We start from the raw sequence: 18,550 nt of genomic DNA, 5'->3' as shown, positions 1-18,550 counted from the left end.
ATTAGGGGCGGCCTAATCCGTAGTACTTCCAGCCGGTGGCCCGCCAAGCGGTAGCGTCGAGAGTGTTACGCCCGTCGATGATCGTCCGCGTATTCACCAGGCCGGCAGCCCACTCCGGGTCAATTGACTTGAATTCGGGCCACTCAGTGACAAGCACCACAGCGTCAGCTCCGCGCAATGCGACATCGATGTCGGGAGTGTAGGAGATTTGCGGGTGACGTGAACGCGAGTTCTGGATGGCCTGCGGGTCGGTAGCCACCACGTCGGCGCCGAGGCCTCGCAGCTGCACGGCCACGTCGAGAGCCGGCGAGTCGCGCACGTCATCGGAGTGCGGCTTGAAGCTAAGCCCAAGAACGGCGACTTTGGCGGTGTGCACGGGCCGGTCGAGCGCAGAAACAGTGAGATCTACGACCCGTTGCCGACGGCGCAGGTTGATGGCGTCGACCTCTTTCAGGAAAGCTACGGACTCACCGCGGCCGAGCTCCTCCGCCCGAGCCGTAAAGGCGCGAATATCCTTCGGCAGGCAGCCGCCGCCAAAGCCGACCCCGGCGTTGAGGAAGCGACGGCCGATGCGGCTGTCATAGCCGATGGCGTCGGCGAGCTGGGTGACATCGGCACCAGACACCTCAGCGATTTCCGCCATGGCATTAATGAAGCTGATTTTGGTCGCCAGGAACGCGTTGGCTGCCACTTTAACGAGCTCTGCGGTCGCGTAATCAGTGACGACCAAGGGTGTTCCCGTGGCCATGGCGGAGGCATAGACCTCATTGAGCTGGGCAACGGCACGCTCACCGATCGGTCCGGCAGGAACACCGTAGACCAGGCGATCGGGCGCAATAGTGTCTTGCACGGCGAATCCTTCGCGCAGGAACTCGGGGTTCCAGGCGAGTGATCCGCCGGTTTGAGCGGCTTCGATGACCGCGGCGAGCCGAGCAGCGGTACCCACAGGCACTGTGCTCTTTCCCACGATCAAGTCACCAGGGTTGAGATGCGGCAGGAGCGCCTCCACGGCCGCGTCCACATACCGCAAGTCGGCAGCGTAACTGCCCTTTTTCTGGGGGGTCCCCACGGCAACGAAGTGAACCTCTGCGCCCTTGGCCTCGGCGATTTCGGTGCTGAAACGCAGCCGCCCCGTTGCCAAAGCTGAGGTGAGCACCTCGGGCAAACCCGGCTCGAAAAACGGGGTGCGCCCGGCACTGAGGGCCGCAATTTTTGCCTCATCAATGTCGATACCGACAACTTCATGACCAAGCTCGGCCATTGCGGAAGCGTGCACGGCACCGAGGTAGCCACAGCCGATTACAGATATCTTCATACGTCATTACCCATGGTCCAGAGTCTATCGGCCATGCCGGGAGGGTCCCGTGCGGCGGTGTGCTACACGCAGCCGGGCGCATCCACAGCGACCGTGGTGGGGTTCAGCATCGGGGTAGTGCGAAGTTCTGGCACAGCGTAGTTGGCCTCGGGGCCAGAGAAGGTGACCGCAACCTCACTCGTTTGGCCGGGGGCCAGCATGACCGTGAACTTCGCAACAGGCCTGCCCAGGTCGTCGGTGGTGGTGTCCAGGGCTGCTCCCGCGGCGGCGCCAGAGGAGACGTAAGTCGTGCCGGGAGGTCCGTAAACGTACACCTCGGTGCGGAATAGATCTGCGCCCCAGAAGCCGCTAGCTACATAGGCCGGCAGGGTTTTTCCTATTTCAGGAGTCATTGTGGAGTGGAGATTCACTGTCGTGGTGAACGTCGGAGTCGCCGATGTGCACACGTCGGTGCTGAGCGTCGCACCGGTCTCCAAGTAGAAGTCCATCTTCGACGTCGAAGTGTCACGGAAAAAAACGCCCGCTGTCGTGGACGACTCGTTTGTGGTGGGAAGTATCCCGGCCAGCGTGGTGCCTTCGAGGATCTTCTGCTCTTCTGGGTGCGAGCTCCACGCCATGATTCGGTGTTCGTTCACCCCTTGGGAAACGGCGCTCAGCATGGCTTGTGGCTCAGCTTGGGAGTTCGTAACGGCACCGAACATCGTCCTCGCCGCCTCCGCGAAGAAAGCGTCGGTCCGATCTGGTCCGTCTCTGCCCTGGTACCGAAAGTAGATTTCGTTGAGCAGAAGGGCTACGGCATTCTCTTTTGAGAGAACATCGCCGGTGCTCATTGTTACGGGGCCCGTAGCGCCGAGCATGTAGGAAAGTGCTGCAGGATCGACTGAGATGACTCCGTCAACGGCGCCGCCCACATCCCGCTGCCAAAAAGCCTGGGTGATTTGGGCGGCGGTGGGAAAGTCCGGTCTGCTGGTTGCAAGATTCAGCCGCGTGTAGATCAACGGCGAATAGAGCGCCGCCAGTTTTGGATCCCCCGCGAGCACTGGTAACGAGTCATCTCTCAAAAAAGTCTGACTTGAGGCCTGGCGGGCAATGCTGATTTGCCCAGCGTCGATAGTAATCTCGGTCAGCGCGGCGGCCGTGCCGCCTAGCGCCGTCGTTTCTGCGAGGTTCTGGAAGAGCAGAATATAACTGCGCGGACCGGAGGCGCCGAGCATGTCGGGAACCACCGAGCTGATCGAGCTCACGTCGCTCACAGTGGTTGCAGCACCGTCGAGTAAGGTGCCAAGCGTCGTCCCGGCTTCTTCGACCTGCCCGATCGTGCCGTCCAGTTCGATATTGCCGACTGATACCGCCGCGGAGTCCAGTGCAGTGCTCGCCGCTATGAGAGCCGCGTTCAGGTCCACAATCGGTTCGAGGTCGATTCGTCCATCGACGGGTTTTAGCGACGCCGCGCTCAAGTTAGACGCCACTGTAGCGATGGGCGCAACGGCGTCCTGTGCCACGACGTCGATAGCTTCGGCCAGCTCCCGCACGGCGGTGAGATTCACCCCGGCAAATGGGATGCTTTCTGCAGCCCTCCAAACTGGGTCGTCTGTCTGGTCGACTGCCTTGCTCGTGGCTGCCGAAAGAGCCGTAGAGGTTGCACCGACTCCGACAAAGTCCATGGCGGCTGCCTGAGTCTTCAATGTGCCAACGAGAGACTGTGCCGCTTCCAATTCCGTCTTTACGGTGAGCGCACGTGAGGCCAACCATCCTCCTGCTGCACCACCCACAATGACCACGCCGACGAACACCGCGACCGTAATCAGCCAGCGGCGCGTGCGGCGCTTGGTATGCCGAGGTCGACTGGCGGAAGCAGCGGAGCGGTTCAAGGTTGAATCAGTCACCTACGAACGCTAACGCATGATGTCATCTTGTGTGACATTGGAATGTGCTGGTCGAAGTCGCTTCCTTGAAAGCAAGGTACCGAACTCAGATCTGTTGCCAATCCACGCAACTTGCCAGTGCGAAGCGACGCCAGAGCCACCCAGAGCGCAACGTCCTGCAAACACGCCCGATTACCATCACCCGACCTCGTTGCTCGCCGACCTCAGAAAACTCTCATCTGAACGCCACGCACCGCACGCCAAACCCACAACCTTCGAGTCTCATTTGGAGTAGATGGCGAAGTCCACTCACTTCAATTACACGATCAATTTGTGAGGAGTTTCCTGGAGAATGGGAATATCAGATACGTCTTCCCCACCTGCCTCGACCGCATCAGGGACCATGCACATGGCAATTGCAAACCATGTCAGAGGGAAGAAAAGCGCATTCGAGAACACACTGTTTACCAGGATGAGCACGAGAAGGTAGGCGCCCTTTCTGTTGCCGAACGCCGCCGTGAAGATTAGGCAACCGATCATCGGGATTGCGATGAATTTGCCTTCTGCGAGAAGGCTAAAGAACCAGTTGCTGCCGGTAGAACCTTGGGCGAAGCTGTAATCAATCGCACCGAATCCATTCACGCGCCCGCTCGCCGATAGACCATGGCCGTACCATGGAGCACTTTCGAAAAGATTGCGAAGACCGTCTATCTGTGCATAGCGCGCAACGGTGACACCGTCGCCGCCACCCACGACGAGCGCACTAGACATTCGGTGAAGCAGCAGCTCCACTTCGACAGGAAACAGTGAGAAGACAAAGATGAACCCGATCAACACGACGAAAGTAATCACGATTGCCGGCAGCCCGTGCGACTTCGCTGCCTTCCGGTGTTGCACAAAATTCCGAAAGAGGGCCCAAACGGCAACAACTACAAGTGCAAGAACTGCAGCACGAGCTGACGCGAGTACGACCCCGAGTGCATTTATCGTCAGGAAGAGAATTTGCCACTGGCGCCTGAGCGGTGCCATAACGGCAAGAAGTACCCCAGCTGCGGAGTAGAGACCAAGCCAATCCGGTTCGGGGTAGATTCCGCTAGGTCGGTGTAACTCTGCTCCCTCCAGCTGGAACAACTGTTCCGGGAGGATGCCGACCGCTTGGCCGATGGCTGTCGCTGCGCCAAAAGTGACAAAAAGGAGAAGCCCGTTGCGAGCGATTTGCAGGTGTTTGGGGTCTGCTCGAAAGACGAATAATCCAGTCGACACCGCCAACAGAGCAAGTTGAAATCCTAGACCAACCGTTGTTGTCAGGTCGCCAACGAAAGCTGTCACAACCATAAGACCGCAAGCGGTCACAAACAGCAAAATTCTAGCGAGCAACTTCGGGTTCTTGGCCCTCGAAACGACGACATAAACAAGCACCAGAATCGTGTAAATGTGAACGCCATTGACTTGCAGCAAAATGAAGCCTGACGACGCGCCGATCGAAAAAGACAGTACTTCCAGACCACGGCTATACGTGGCGAAGAATACGACGACGAGAACAGCAGCGACTGCTGCCAAAATCAAAAGTGTGATCAAGAAGACCTCCCCCTGTAGGCAAGACTAGTAGGACGGGCGGGGCACCGGCTCACTCTACTCATCGCGGCCGAATGTCAGGACCGCCTATGTTGATCTCAAAGTCTCTAGGTCGGATGATGACTGGCGGGGGGGGCAGCCGCCATCCACTTTACCTTCGCGGATTTGAGCTATTCGCATTAGCGGCCTTTTAGACCAGAAGATCACCCACCCTACCAGTTTACTGCGGCTCTCAGTACTCTCGGTGGAGTTTTTATGGCGACCTAAGACGTCAACCTGGTGGACGATTAGTACGATCGCGAATGAAGCGAGCGGGTACACCGCCTACGAGAGTAAACGGCGGCACGTCCCGCGTGACTACGCTTCCGGCTGCCACGACGGCACCTTGCCCAATTGTCACTCCTGCAGTAATTGTTGATCCACTTCCGATCCACACATCGTCTTCGATGGTGGCGAATGAGCGAATCACACCCTGCGCCTTGATTGTCGTGGAGGTGGTCGAAAAGTCGTGATCCTCCGAGAAAATGCGCACGCCAGGACCCATCATGACGTCACTTCCAATGACGACACGTCCCGAACAACCGATGTAGCCGCCCGGGCCGATGCTGGATCGATCCCCAAAACGCAGTCCTATGCCTGCATCCCCACCGTAATAGCTACTCGGTCGTATGAGGGTGCCGCGCCCGATTGATACGTTCGTTCCAAACGAGATGCCCTCAACGGAGAGTCCATGAATCTCCGAGAAGTCCTCCAGGACAAGACGACCGGCATGGCTCACCATGCCCGGGTTCCTGATACGGGCGTGAGCACCCATGAACAACGGCCCAGCAGAAGACTTCAGGACAAGTTTATGCAGCGTGCCTCTGCAGAACATCGCTGTCGCCCTTATCAAGGTCCTAATCGATGCATCCACGTTCTCGGGACCACTGAGCAGGTCAAACCGACTCAAAATGCCCATGTATCATCCATTCGGTTCCTATTGCCAGCTTGAGATTTGGGGTTCACGCGCCTGAAGCGAATCCACCGAGACGATATGACTCACTCGAGCGTGTGCTTACGCTCTTCACCCCTGAGAGCGCCTTTCTGTACACGACGTATCGTCGTGCGTTGGCACGGGCCTCGAGCCGCCTCTGGGAGAAGATTCGACCGGTATACCGGTAGGTCATTTCTCTTGCCAACATTCCGCTCAGCATAACTGTCTTCCAGATACCCGCGTGCAGTCGCGTGGGCGCGATACGCCAAGAGTATAGGTCGTAGAGATTCTCAATCCACATGGTATTCACGCGGCCATCCACGGTTGCAGAGCTCCCTCCGACTGCGTGCGCTGCGTTTAGGCGGGGGTCCACCACAACTCGTTGCCCGCTCGACCGAACGCGCAGGCAAAAATCTACATCCTCGGCGTACATAAACCACCGATCTGTCAGCCCGCCGAGAGCGACCCACGTGCTGGCAGGGACCATTAGACACCCTCCACTTGCCCAATCCACGTCTTTGGGAGTTTTGGAGAAGTTGTTGCGAAACAGGTAGTTGCCTTCGAAGAACGAGGACTTGGTACCAAGCCTAGAAAGACCGGACTGGTGCAGAAACATTCTCCAGATGGTTGGCGCGCGTCCAGCTGCTATGACTCGAATTCCTGTGCCCTCGTGGCCGAGCAGGGGGGCGATGGCGCCAATGGAGGCGTCCTGGTCAAGCTCCGCTGCTAGCCTCGCAACCGTTGTTGAGTTGATTGACGCATCAGGGTTCAGAAGGAGCAGATTTGCGCCCTTACTGGCCGCAGCTGCTTCATTAACCGCCCGGCTGAATCCCACGTTTTCTTTGTTCTGAATCACACGGATTTGTGGAAATTCGTCGGTAACGATGCGTACGGTGTCGTCCGATGAACAGTTGTCGATCACGATGACTTCGTGATCCGGCTCAGCTAGGTCTACTAGACAGTCACGAATTACGGCCGAGCTGTTGAAAGTTACGACAATCACTGACACAGCAGGGCGGCCGGCCACGGTCACACCCTCACCGTAATGTTCGATTCGTTTAGGTCTTTCAAGATTGTGTTCCGCATTCTGTCAACGGCGGCGTCCCAAGTGAAGTAGTCGAGCACGTGAGAAGCCGATGCGCCGACACGCGGTTGGGCCAGTTCACGCTTCAACGCTTGCGAGATTGCGAGGCCGTCTAGGGGGTCCACGTATGTGGCCGATCGCCCAAGTATCTCCCGAAAGACGGGTATGTCGCTCACAATCATCGGTGTGGCAAAAGAGAGTGACTCCAAAACGGGCATGCCGAAACCCTCATCCAAGGTGAGGAACAGAAATACACGTGCTCTCTCGTATAGCCACTTCAACTCAGAATCGGAAATTTGCCCCAAGAACACCACAGTGCCGTCCTTTTGGGCGTCTCGTGCGGCAGTCGAGAGGTTTATTCCACGACCTGAGGCTTCTCCAACGATCACAAGCGGACGAAGTCTGGTGATTGACCCAGACGCTAGGGCAGATTCGATAGTCATTGACAAGTTCTTGCGAATGTTGAGGCGACCGACAGCTAGAACGAATTCGTCAGACTGCGGCAGAGATGACGGTCTACTTGCGACGGACGCCTGAAGTTCCCTGCCCAGTCCGAGTCCGATATCGGTGGGCAAAGAACTCCGCCGCCCATACATCTTCACCCGACGTGCCTCTGTCTTCGTTGAAGTGAATACGAGCGAGGCCCGTGGCAGCGAAAGGGGCATCAACGCAAAGTAAGCGCGCTCCTTGACGGTGAACCACTCGGGGTTTGACTTGAACATGAAGTCATGAACGAAGACAGCAGATTTTCCCATCATCGGGGAAAAATTATGAGTCACGGCGATGTCCGCACGCATTCGCCTGGCGACAAAAGGGAGCTCAAGAATGTTGCTCAACCCGTGAGGAAATATCCTCGTTGTCCTGACGGATGCTTGTCCGCCGAGCTCACTTCGAGCGAGCTCGCCAGCTGCTCTTGGAACAGCCACCACTACCTCGTCCTCGGGATAGCGTTCAACCCAAGTAAATATGAACTCACGGAGCACGCTTCTGTTCGAAAGAGGACCAGACTTCCACCAATAGGCGTCAAATAACACTCGCACGAGCTGTTCCAAGTCTGGCCGAGTGGACCGTAAGCCTCGCGGTCTGGATCGGCGCTGCAGCCCGACGCTTGAACGAGGGCGACAGACCGAAAACAGATCTCGTGGGACACGTCATGGACATTGTGATACTCCTGGTACGGCGGGCATTGTCACTGACACAGCCAGATGCCGCTCGGATGCGTTTTGGGATCCTCGTGCAGTCTGGACATAGTTTCGACCAACTCAGTGGGATCGGTCGGCAAGAACCGATGCCCGAGGTGTTCCCACCGCTGCTGCAGTAAGAATACCGTCGTACGCCTGACACACCGAGAGCCAAGAGTAATTACTTCGAGCCCTTTCCACGCTGAGCCGGCTTTGTGCTTCCCGATCGACGTCCTCAGAGAGGAACCTCTGAAGTGCGAGGGTGATCGCTGCAGAGTTTGGGGCACACGTCGCTCCGGCGTTACCAAGAACTTCACGGTTATAGACCGTGTCACGCGCCACCACCGGTGCGCCAGCGGCCATAGCCTGCACAAGCGCTGGGTTAGTTCCACCGACGCTGTGTCCGTGGAAGTAGACGCCCGCATGTTGCCACAGAGAAAGAAGTCTCTTGTCGTCGCTCACGTGGCCCAACCACCGAACTGCCGGGTGATCGCGCACAAGCGCCCCAACAGCTTCTTCCAGTGGTCCCCCGTATCCTGAGGAACCGACTATGACCACGGGCCACCGCTCCGACAGAATACGTGCCGACTCGATGAACTCCCCAATTGTGTTTTCAGGCACGAAACGAGCCACCACCAATATGTATCCGCGGTGGGTGAGCCCAGGTTCGAGTGGTAGTGGATTAGTAGAGTCACCCCCGTATGGAATGAAAACACCGCCTCGTCCGAAGTCTGCTTCCCACCTGTGGCCGATCTCGCGGGCGTCCACAACGAGTTCCGTCGCGTGGCGGGCCGTCAGACGCGCACCGTTACGAAATACCTTCTTGGCCAACCTCCCCCACTTCTGGCGGTCCCACTCGATGCCATCAACATTTACTACAGTCGGGATTCCGCGCGCTTTTAACAACGGCAAGAAATAGCCGTTGGCCACGTTCATCACGAGGGCTACATCTGGCTTTCTGACTGCCGCGTCAATGGAAGCGCTGAGTCCGTATGAGAGCGTGCTCAGAGACTTCGATTCCACACCACGAGTGACTCGCCTGATGACTCTCTCGTCCAGACTAGGGTCAGAATCTCGTGTCGCGCCGGGACGACCGTAGACGGTGACGTCCCAGCCCGCGTCCGTGAGGAAGGGCGCTAATTTGCGAACGGCGGTTTCAAAACCCCCGTAATAACTCGGGTACCCTCTCGTGCCGATGATCGCTAGGGATTTGTTTCCCACGAGTCTCCCTTGAGTGTGACGCGAACAGAATCTTGAATCGGTCGGGTGACCGGGATCGCTCTTTGGTTTACAAATCTAGTACGCGGCCCTGCCATCCGACGAACGCCGATAGTTCCGACGGTTCCGTACGGCGATGTGGCCGAATCTTTTTCGCAAGAATGGGTCCATCGAGGTGCCAGTTAGGTTGCTCGATTCTGAGTGGCTCGAACGCTGGGCAGCACAGCAGCTCTCCGCCCGCGACTGAGGCAATAACTATGCCGGGGCTCCGGGCCGAAGCGCTAGTTCGCCGCAGCAATCTTTTAACCGTGGCCACCTTAGGAAGGTTAGATGCTGTCCTCCACCCAATAGTCCTCACACTGCGACGAGCACCATCGCGTTACGTGAAAGTCCTCGATGGGCCGTCGGCATTGCAAGCAGCGATTTCGGTGCCGCAGCCAGAATGCAGTCAATGGCGAGAGGACTGTTTGAGTGGGCATCGAATTGCCTCCTGAGCCGGCCGAATAGTTGCGTGATGTGACCATAAACCCGACCAGGCCTACAGGGAATGGGCGAGAGGTACCGGTCTTACGAACTCCTCGCCGCTCATTCTGTGAGCCCATTAGCGTTGCACTAAAGTCGACCACCAGGCTGGCGTTAGTGATGCCGAGGCGTATCGCTTCTAGGAGGCGATGTCGGCGTAGCAGGTCAGGATCGCCGTTCTCAGTTGCGGAAGATGATCTCCCCGTCCGCGCGGAGATCGGCCAGCATCCTCGGCGCCCCGCAAACCTCGTCGGAATTGGCGTGGAAGCGGGCGACTTTCTGCTCGATGTGCACCCGCCGGGTCGACGCCGGCGGCCCGCCAATCCAGGCGGAGTAGCTCGAGCGGGCGACCTCGAGGAAGCGGACCTTGAGGATGATGGTGAAGTTAGTCTTGTCCGCCAGCATCAGTTCGAACGCTTGCCGTTCGTGTCCGACTCTTCCTGGGCGAAGAGGATAGGCGCTTCTTTCCGAATCGCCCTGCCCAGCTTGAGGTCCGCGGTTTCCTTGCGTAGCTCCATTAGCTCGGCCAGTTGAGACTCCGTCATCTCGGTCTGCCGAGTCTCGTTGCGAGCCATGAAATTCCAGCGGCCCAGCGTGGCCTCGTGAACACCGAGCTCTCGAGGGACGGTTGCGACAACTCTGCCGGAGGTTAAGACCAGTTTCACGGCCTCGTCCTTGTACTCAGGAGCGAACTCCCGACGTTATCTTGCCACGGCGAACATTCTCTCTTGTGAGGTGTCCACTCGCTGGGGTCAAAGCCACTAGGTGGTGGCAGTCACAGCTGCGTGTGTTGTCCTGCTCCGATTGCGGCGTCGCCATGCCCTGCGAATCGGTTCCTCAACCAAGAGGGTGGAGGCAGTGGCGATCACGAAACTTAGGGCAATCATCGGTAGCGCTGCACCACCACCGAAGAGGGAACCGGACATAAGGAGAAGGGGCCAGTGCCAGAGGTATAGCGAGTACGAGATCCGGCCGACGAATCGTAGGGGGGCCCACTCGAAGACGTCCGAACCGTCCAAAATACTCAACACCAAGATGCCCGCCGCGAAGGCCGCAAGGATGGGCAAGATGATATACCCCTGTGGCACGACTGGCCCGACTGCGCAAAAGATCAACACCAATCCGGCCGCAGCCCCCAGGATCACCCGGTATTGACGTTGTCGGATCCGCAGGCTGAGTAGGGCGATTGCGCAACCGATCAACAGGGCGTAGGCATTTGTAACGATATTCGCATAGGCAAAGTTTGCCATCCCTGCAGCGGCGAGGACCAAGCGACTCCCGATGGAAACGGCAACTAGTACACCAACCATCCACACAATGGATCGTTTGCTGCGCATCATCACGGGGACGAGGAAAGGCCAAATGAGATAAAACTGCTCCTCAACCGCAAGCGACCAAGTGTGACTGAGAAGCGTCTGGTTGTGGCGCCCGTGGAGAAAATCCTCAAGATACAGCGTCGCCGAAGCAACGTATTCGAGCAGCAGTTGCCAAGGCCGGCCGTCGAGTAGCCACCACGTGCCGATGACGAGTTCCATCAGTATGAGTGCCGGGAAGAGGCGTGCGAGACGGTTGCCGAAGAAATTGCGGAATGACCATGTGCCCCTATCGCGTGCCACCGATATGACGTTGGTGATCAAGAAGCCCGACAAGACGAAGAAAATTGTCACCCCAACGGCCCCCGCCGGGTGACCTTTGGCAATCAGCCCGCTGTGGTCACCGAGCACCAGGAGCACGGCAAGGCCACGGAGCCCATCGAGTGCGAGCCAATACGGGCGTGCGGATGTCTGCTTGTCCCCCGGAATGGTCACGTTGCGATTATTACACGACACTGATTGGCTACTGGGACCAATACCCTTCACGAAATCGCAAAACTCAACTCCGGTCGCAATGAGCTGGCTGGGAGCGGGCACTCGCTGCACACCGGAGGAACGTCACGGCGCTCGTAGTGAAGCTGGGAGCGCCGGGAATCACTGGCCTTGAGCATGGAGAGTCGTGACCGGTCAAGCGGCAAGGTTTATCTCTGCAGCCTGTGACGAGTATCGCATCTCGAAGTCCACTGGGGTGACGTGCCCGATCGAGGAGTGCCGACGGCGGCGGATGTAGCGGTCCTCGATCCACTCCTCGGCGCCGCGCTGGCCCGGTTAGGCAAAACATGCCGGTAGTAAAGCTCGGTTTTCAACGTCGCGAAGAAGAATCGGTGATCCGTTCCGACCCGTATTGGTGCCGCGGTCGCTGTGGAAGATCACGGTCGCCGGGCAGTCGCGGCGTAGCATCACGGCCATTGCGAGGGCGTCCTGAATGAGGTCGGTGCGCATGTGGTCGGCGATGGCCCACCCGATCACGAGGCGGCTGTTGGCGTGGATGACGGTCGCAAAATACACCCGCTCTTCCCCGATTCCTCAGTTAGGTGATATCGCCCGCCCCGACCTAGTTGAAAGCCCCGATGTCCCACTTCCCTACCACGCACGAGGTCGACCGGCTGGGCGCCAGAGTAATCGAGGAGCGGGGCCGTCTTCCACCTTTTCGGGTAGACGCGGCGACCGGGATTGCGGCGCCGGGATTGCCGATGTCGCGGGACGTCTAGCGCCGCGGGAATGCTCTCGGGCGGGATCTGTGGGCGATGCGCATGCGGTAGTGAAGGTTTCCGAGCCCCAGCAAGACGATTAGGGCCAGGCTTACGATCAGTGTGGCGACTGCAAGGGTCGCAGAACTGGAGAATTCTGAAGGCTTGGCGTACTCCACTTTTTCGAGGTTCAGGCTCGACTTTGAAGTGGGCGAGGGTGTTGGTGTCGTGGTGCCCGTTGACGTTTCCATAGGAGCGGTCGGCACTCCGGGTGTCAGCGACGGGCTCTCAACTGGCACCAAATCCTCACGCGAATTGCCGCCATAGGATTCGTCCGGAGCAGTAGTCCAGGTCGATTCTTCGAATGTCTGTTGAGTTGGAACAGTTGGCGACACACTGTCGTCGGGAGTCGAGATTGGTTCTTCACCAGACGTCGGGGGCACGGTCGTGCTCGGAAATTCACCGACAATGGGTGGCTCACTTGCGATTGGTTCGTCGATCGGGCCCAAAGTCGGCTCCTCCGACGGCGAAACGACGGGCTCCTCGGTGCCATTTCCTGGCGGCACTTCTTCGGCCCAAGCACTGAGAGATGGAGAGATCGTCACAGCCGACAGCGACAGCGTAATTGATGCCGCCACTATGGCAGTTACCAGGACGATGGGCTTGCTCATTGGGCGCTATATTCCTACAGCGTCATTGTGATCGCGGCGAAGACGGCGCTGAACGCAGTTGCGGCAGCGATAACGAGAATCGCGTATTGGAGTCCCGTGTGGCTGCGGCCTCGTCGAAGCAGCGCTTTGTGCCCCAGCTGTCCGGGACGAATTTTAGTCACAATGCAGCTTACGGGATGTGGGCATCCAGGCGCTGCAATCAGATGCCCCAGAACGGGGTGGCGTCTCGGCTCCGAGACAGTGTTGGATGAGCCGTGTCAGAGAAGCGCTGCGGTCAAGAGTCAAATCAGTGACTTGACCACCTTGGCTAGAGACCAACTAACCAGCTAAGACGACGTTCCGCTGTGCGTTGGAGTGGCTCGCCTCCGTGTGGGACTGTGTCGGGTCAGATCATTAGTCAGCATATATTTCCTGCGTTCCTCCGTCTTGCTCCATTCAGTGCCTACCTAAAGGCGATATCAGTGCTTCTCAGACAACGCATTCGTCCTCCAGGTAGGCGAACCCGTCGCTTTCACGGTCGGGTAGGGCAGATATATTGGCCGCTTAGGCACCGTTAGCTTGGCGACAAGCGGGCGATTCGATGGACACCTGTGGGTAGTTGTCCGCAGCGCCAGCAAACGCATCTGCATTGAGAACTGGCCCGGAGGTGAGCACCGTAGGACCTCTCCGCGGGCGGGACCACCCAAACCTCCGGTTGAGACCCTTGGGTCACCGCCGGCCCAGACTCGCCCGGTTGGGTGCCTTTCCAGTGCAGCTGACATCCCGGCCATGTGCACACTTCACTATTCGCGGAACAGCCGCGCGTCAGCCAGGCTACGGCCGTCCTCCGATGGAAGATCGTCTAGGACTTCCGCCTTCGACCTCGGCGAGGTGAGAGCACGAGTGATAGCAGCGGCTAAATTCTCGTCACTTTCATCCCAAGGAAGTACCTCATGTCCGTGATCGGACAGCCAGCTTTGGATCCCGGTTTGATCAGAGCTGATAATTTCGCACCCCATCGAAAGTGCTTCAACGATCGGTAGTCCTACTTGCTCTTTCCAACCACGCGCGGGCTGAGAAAAGAGGATTAACGCCTTTGAGTCAGCTAGGACGTCGAAGATTTGTGAACGGGCTGGATCCTCCACTAAGGTCACCGACAAGTGATTTGCCGAGAACTCGCGAACACCTGCCAGGTTGCCTAACTTTCCAAGGAGCGTCAACTTGCCCCTTGGCAACTGCTTGAGAACCAACGGCCAAGTGGACATTAGCCGATTGATTCCTTTGCGATCCTCAAAGGTACCCAAGAAGACCAAAGTCTCGACTTCGGGGGGACCGGGACAAGCCCCATGCGGCGCGGGTAGTGCCCAGACAAGCGAGGTCAATGCGGTACGTTTCCTCACTGCACGTGGCGCGAGATCCTCGTACACGTCCAATGCGTCTTGGGTGCCATAGACGATGCGCGACGTCGTCGCCATTAGGAACCGAACAATACCTTTGACGATGCTGCGGGAGATCCACCGCGGCAGTCCTGTGAACTCCATGAGCTTCTTATCGGTGGGATAGTTTTCAATGGCGTAGCTGACGACATTCGTTTGCGTCAATCGAAAAAAGTTAGTGACAGCTAGAGAGCTATGGATCAACAGAAGTTGCGGCCAGAGAACGATTGCGAGGGGCTCGGCGACCTCGAGAACGCGAACCTTATTTGTGATGACCGCCTTTACGACTTCAAATACTGAAACGCGGCGCACAAATGGGAGTCGATCTGCGAGGGCAGCATCGAAATCTCCACGAACACGAGAGTAAAAGAACCAGGCCGGCTCTTTACCCTCTAGCCGCTCCAGATGAGCGGTGCGTGCGGTCTGGTAGTACCGAGCATGATTAGGCCCTCGGGTGCTTCGAGGCAACTGGCATCCTTTGCGGTAATTTTTGGGAGCTGCTGGTCACCCTGGACGAGCATCAGTGCAGGGAGCACCCTATTCTGTCTCATCCCGGCGCTGGTTTCATAAACCCTTGCGACTCCTAGCGTCAGCTTAAAGCTGCCGATTATTGATCCCTATTCCCTGCACGAGGGGTGGGCACGCGCATTAGAAATGCGGCAATTTCGATGTGCGTACACGTCGTCGTGCCTGCGGCAATCCGGGGCGGAGCAATGAGCCCGCTCGTCCCGTTCAGCTCGTAGCCCCAGCGCGAAACTTCCAGTAGCTGCTTTTCTGCTTCAATTTTCAAGACCGCGGTGAGCCTTTCGGGCTCAGGTACTCTATCGAGGTGTGTCCGCCTATGAGTGTCGAGGGTTTGACGCTGACCAGGAGTCCATACTTGGAGATTAGACAGAGCATTGACACGCCAAAGTCAGCGCATCGCAAATGAGAAATAAACTACACGTGGCGGCCGACTAGCCGCAGGGGAGCAAGCAATGACCGGTGCGTTCAAAAAGATTTTTGTGGTGTGCCCGCGAGGTGTCCGGACAGGAGGCCCGGAGGCTCTGCACCAATTGGTGTCCACTCTTCGTGAACTTGGCCAAGAGGCGTTCCTGACGCCAAGGCCGGGCACAGAATATGCCGCGACGATCGATGCGTACGACCACTATGCAGCGCCCTGGACATCGACCATCGAGGACGTTTCGGGAAATGCGGTGGTGACGTCTGAATACGTCATGCCCTATCTAGGTACTTTCAAGCATGCCGAGCGATTCTGCTGGTGGTTGAGCATAGACAACTCCCCCATGTTCAAAGAGCAGCGGCGGGCCCACGATTTCTGGGTCAGTGAGCGGGAACGAGTTTCGCAACAAACGAAGCTGAGGCTCCTCGGGCGCCTGAAGTCCGCCCGTCGCTACGCAAATGGTGAGGCGAAACTCATGCGGTCTGTCAAGCACCTATCACAGTCGCATTACGCCTGGGCGTTCCTGTACTCCCATTTGAATCTGTTATCCACGGTATTGAGCGATTTCACTCCGCTTGAGGTCATACGGTCCGTGCCGCAGATTCCGAGTGCGGATCGCGGCCGCACAATTGCGTACAATCCGAAGAAGGCCGCGACCATAACCGATCAACTTAGGCAGTCTTATCCCACCGCCGAGTTCATACCGCTAGCCGGGATGACGGGCCAACAAGTCATTGAAGTTCTAGCATCCACTGCCGTCTATTTAGACTTGGGATATCACCCCGGCAAGGATCGAATGCCCAGAGAAGCTGCTATGGCCGGAGCCATATCTCTCGTTGCGCGTCGAGGCTCAGGGGCGTACACGGCGGATGTTCCTATCCCTTGGGAGCACAAAATTTCCCCCGAAGGAGATGTTCTCAAGAACGCTCGCGACGCACTCGAACGGACGTTTGATGATCTCGAGGGGAACTACGCTAGGCAGGACCACTATCGCACCGTCATTGCCGGCGAGCGAGACAACTTTCGGCATGAGGTCAAAGCCGCCTTTATCGATTTGCATCTTGAATCCGATGTGGCCTCTGCGTGATTTCCGGTCCCGAGCCGAGCGCGCACGCAGCCAAGTCCTCCGAGTCGATCAAGCGCCCGCGTGAGGCCGCCACTGATGATCCGGTTCTGTCTGAGATAGTGCATTCCGGTACGCCGAAACCATCCACCCGGCGTTCGTTTCTATTTCGGCTACTTGGCTTCGCAGGACTTCCTCTCCTCTCACTCCTCACACCTTTCCTGCTGCTACCGCTTGTCGCACGCATAGGGGGGATTCATGGTTGGGCGGCCCTCGCAATTGGCCAGTCTGTCGGTGCATTCGCAGCAATAGTCGTTTCGTTTGGATGGACCCTAGTCGGCCCAGCCAGGGTGGCACGCGCCACAGACGAAGCGAGGTCGGAGCTTTACGGGGATAGCGTGATCTCTAAGTTCTTACTCCTCCTCGTGGTTGGGCCCCCGGCGGCGCTCGCAGCGTTCTTGTTGTCCCCGGCCGAATTTCGTGCGGAATCCGTATCGATGGCCCTCGCCATGGCAGTCGGAAGCCTTTCGCCAGCGTGGTACTGCATTGGTGTCGGGCGACCTCGCTTGATCGCGACATATGAAGTCATCCCAAGAGTATTGTCCGTGGGGGTTGCAGCACTCTTACTCCAAGCGACGGGAAATATCACCTTCTATCCGATCTGCCTCATAGCTGCCACGATCGGCGGCGTGCTTGTCTTCAGTTGGCGAATTGGTCGCATAGGTTCCCGCCCTTGCTTTGACACAAGGCGAGTCCTGAAAACCATGTGGGGCGATCGGAATGCCGCCCTTACCGTGGTTGCAGCTGGTACGTACAGCGCCACCCCGGTTGCCATCATGGGGCTCGTTTCGCCTTTTTCAGCTGTTGCGCAATTCTCGTCGGCGGACAAGCTGTACAGAATTGCATCGTTTTCCATTCAGGTTCTGGGCAACTCGTTTCAAGGATGGGTCGCGGAAGACAGACCCGTAGGGATTTCTCGGCGAATGAAGGCTTCGCTCTTGGCTCATAGCGTGCTGGGGCTCTGCGGCTTTGCAGGCCTGGCCCTGCTTGGCGCCCCACTGACCCACCTGCTCTTCGGCGACGAAATTGCAGCCACTGAATTGACCGCAATTTGGTACGGAGTCACCTTCGCTGCAGTATCCATGAACACGTCGATGGGGCGCCACATTCTGATTCCTCTTGGGCGAACTAATATCGTCCTCGCAAGCACGCTCACGGGAGCCGTCTTCGGAGTTGTTGCGATGGCGGTTTTGGGGCTCAAATTCGGGAGTTCCGGAGGGGCTGCAGGTCTGGCGATTGGCGAAATCGTGGTCTGCCTTGTACAAGTCGGTGGACTGATTCTCCTACGCCGCCGAGCCAGGAGCACCCCTCTAGTCCCTTAGTTGGGCGCCAACCTGAGCCGTAATGAGTGGATCCACCGTACGAGTTCACGATCGACCACCAGCCGTAGCGATCTTCCGCATCAATTGGGACATGCACGATGGGACACCGACCGAAAATGGCGCCACTTCTGCCAACTGAAACCAGGCCCACCGTCGTGTGGTTCTAGTGTGCCGAAGTCGCCGGCGGGTTGCTGTTGCTCGAGGGTCTTGCCGTTGCCCTTGAGGCTGATCACGTCGGCGTGGTGGACGATGCGGTCGATCATCGTGGAAACGGTGGCGAGGTCGCCGAACACGTTGCCCCAGCGGGCGAAGGGCAGGTTGCTAATCATGATGAGGATGTTCGTATCGGCTGGCGACGAGTTGGACGAACAGGTTCGCGGCGTCTTGGTCGAATGGGATGTAGCCGACTTCGTCGCATTTATGCCGGCGTCGGCGTAGGCCGATGCCGTCGACCTGCTCGAAGTCGGCGCCGACGCGGCCTAGGGCCTCTATTGTCTCGTTGATGCCGCTTACGAGAAAACGGTCCATCGCGATCTCGTCGAACCCGCACCGGTCGGCTTTGAAGAGCTCATGCCCAAGACCCTCGCGACCGCGACCCTTGACCGGCTCCTGCACGTGGGCGAACCGCGGGTGACTCGATCCCCCTCACCCAGGCCCTCGCCGGGCAGTGCGTCACCAAGATGAGCTAGCTGTGCTGCCCAGGCAGGTTGGTCAATCTGCTGATGGGTACGGCGCCGCCGATTCCGGTGTGGGGCCTGTGGTGATTGTATTCATGGAGCC

General features: G+C 58.1%; 16 protein-coding genes and 1 pseudogene. 2 read left to right on the top strand and 15 right to left on the bottom strand.

What is annotated here, in order from left to right; translation table 11 throughout:
* Position 1: 1 nt before the first annotated feature.
* From E3T19_RS07295 to E3T19_RS07235, 13 genes and pseudogenes are all read right to left on the bottom strand, one after another.
* Positions 2-1,315, bottom strand: a complete 1,314-nt coding sequence (locus E3T19_RS07295; protein ID WP_134408477.1) for a UDP-glucose/GDP-mannose dehydrogenase family protein — start codon at positions 1,313-1,315, stop codon at positions 2-4.
* A 62-nt stretch (positions 1,316-1,377) separates the two neighbouring features.
* Positions 1,378-3,201: a DUF4012 domain-containing protein gene (locus E3T19_RS07290; RefSeq protein ID WP_134408476.1), complete on the bottom strand. Its 1,824-nt coding sequence runs from the start codon at positions 3,199-3,201 to the stop codon at positions 1,378-1,380.
* A gap of 297 nt (positions 3,202-3,498) precedes the next feature.
* Positions 3,499-4,758 carry a hypothetical protein gene (locus tag E3T19_RS07285; RefSeq protein ID WP_134408475.1) on the bottom strand — a complete coding sequence of 420 codons (1,260 nt, stop codon included), beginning with the start codon at positions 4,756-4,758 and terminating at the stop codon, positions 3,499-3,501.
* 268 nt (positions 4,759-5,026) lie between these two features.
* Entirely contained in the window at positions 5,027-5,713 is a 687-nt protein-coding gene (locus tag E3T19_RS19565) for a DapH/DapD/GlmU-related protein (protein ID WP_134408474.1), read from the bottom strand.
* 43 nt (positions 5,714-5,756) lie between these two features.
* The gene (locus E3T19_RS07275; protein ID WP_166788824.1) at positions 5,757-6,761 is read right to left on the bottom strand and encodes a glycosyltransferase family 2 protein; all 1,005 of its coding nucleotides are present in this window, start codon (positions 6,759-6,761) and stop codon (positions 5,757-5,759) included.
* Entirely contained in the window at positions 6,758-7,795 is a 1,038-nt protein-coding gene (locus E3T19_RS07270) for a glycosyltransferase family 1 protein (protein ID WP_134408472.1), read from the bottom strand. Before E3T19_RS07270 ends, E3T19_RS07275 begins: the two co-directional genes overlap by 4 nt.
* A 279-nt stretch (positions 7,796-8,074) precedes the next feature.
* Positions 8,075-9,214, bottom strand: a complete 1,140-nt coding sequence (locus E3T19_RS07265) for a glycosyltransferase (protein ID WP_134408471.1) — start codon at positions 9,212-9,214, stop codon at positions 8,075-8,077.
* Between the two features lie 699 nt (positions 9,215-9,913).
* On the bottom strand, positions 9,914-10,138 hold the full coding sequence (locus E3T19_RS07260) for a hypothetical protein (RefSeq protein WP_134408470.1): 225 nt from the start codon (positions 10,136-10,138) through the stop codon (positions 9,914-9,916).
* Positions 10,138-10,422 (bottom strand): annotated as a pseudogene (locus E3T19_RS07255) (transposase); the annotation flags it as partial. The pseudogene E3T19_RS07255 and the gene E3T19_RS07260, both read right to left, overlap by 1 nt.
* A gap of 72 nt (positions 10,423-10,494) precedes the next feature.
* Positions 10,495-11,541 carry an acyltransferase gene (locus tag E3T19_RS07250; RefSeq protein WP_166788823.1) on the bottom strand — a complete coding sequence of 349 codons (1,047 nt, stop codon included), beginning with the start codon at positions 11,539-11,541 and terminating at the stop codon, positions 10,495-10,497.
* Between the two features lie 333 nt (positions 11,542-11,874).
* A complete protein-coding gene (locus tag E3T19_RS19370; protein WP_166788822.1) occupies positions 11,875-12,114 on the bottom strand; it encodes a DDE-type integrase/transposase/recombinase in 240 nt (79 codons plus the stop codon).
* A 199-nt stretch (positions 12,115-12,313) separates the two neighbouring features.
* Positions 12,314-12,967 (bottom strand): hypothetical protein, encoded by a 654-nt coding sequence (locus tag E3T19_RS07240; protein WP_134408466.1) that lies wholly within the window; start codon positions 12,965-12,967, stop codon positions 12,314-12,316.
* Positions 12,968-13,749: 782 nt separating this feature from the next.
* Positions 13,750-14,694 (bottom strand): glycosyltransferase, encoded by a 945-nt coding sequence (locus tag E3T19_RS07235; protein WP_134408465.1) that lies wholly within the window; start codon positions 14,692-14,694, stop codon positions 13,750-13,752.
* 665 nt (positions 14,695-15,359) lie between these two features.
* Between E3T19_RS07235 and E3T19_RS07230 the strand changes: the two genes are divergently transcribed.
* The gene (locus tag E3T19_RS07230; protein ID WP_134408464.1) at positions 15,360-16,412 is read left to right on the top strand and encodes a hypothetical protein; all 1,053 of its coding nucleotides are present in this window, start codon (positions 15,360-15,362) and stop codon (positions 16,410-16,412) included.
* Between the two features lie 581 nt (positions 16,413-16,993).
* Positions 16,994-17,770 (top strand): lipopolysaccharide biosynthesis protein, encoded by a 777-nt coding sequence (locus E3T19_RS07225; RefSeq protein ID WP_134408463.1) that lies wholly within the window; start codon positions 16,994-16,996, stop codon positions 17,768-17,770.
* Between the two features lie 80 nt (positions 17,771-17,850).
* Here the strand turns inward: E3T19_RS07225 and E3T19_RS19645 are convergent, their stop codons facing one another.
* Both E3T19_RS19645 and E3T19_RS19640 read right to left on the bottom strand, forming a co-directional pair.
* Positions 17,851-18,099, bottom strand: coding sequence for an ATP-binding protein (locus tag E3T19_RS19645; protein WP_370294262.1), 249 nt, complete (start codon positions 18,097-18,099; stop codon positions 17,851-17,853).
* On the bottom strand, positions 18,092-18,385 hold the full coding sequence (locus tag E3T19_RS19640; RefSeq protein ID WP_370294261.1) for a hypothetical protein: 294 nt from the start codon (positions 18,383-18,385) through the stop codon (positions 18,092-18,094). Before E3T19_RS19640 ends, E3T19_RS19645 begins: the two co-directional genes overlap by 8 nt.
* Between the last annotated feature and the right edge of the window lie 165 nt (positions 18,386-18,550).

Source organism: Cryobacterium sp. TMT4-31 (genome assembly GCF_004403385.1).
GTDB classification, from domain to species: domain Bacteria; phylum Actinomycetota; class Actinomycetes; order Actinomycetales; family Microbacteriaceae; genus Cryobacterium; species Cryobacterium zongtaii.
This window is presented reverse-complemented; position numbering and strand designations above follow the sequence as displayed.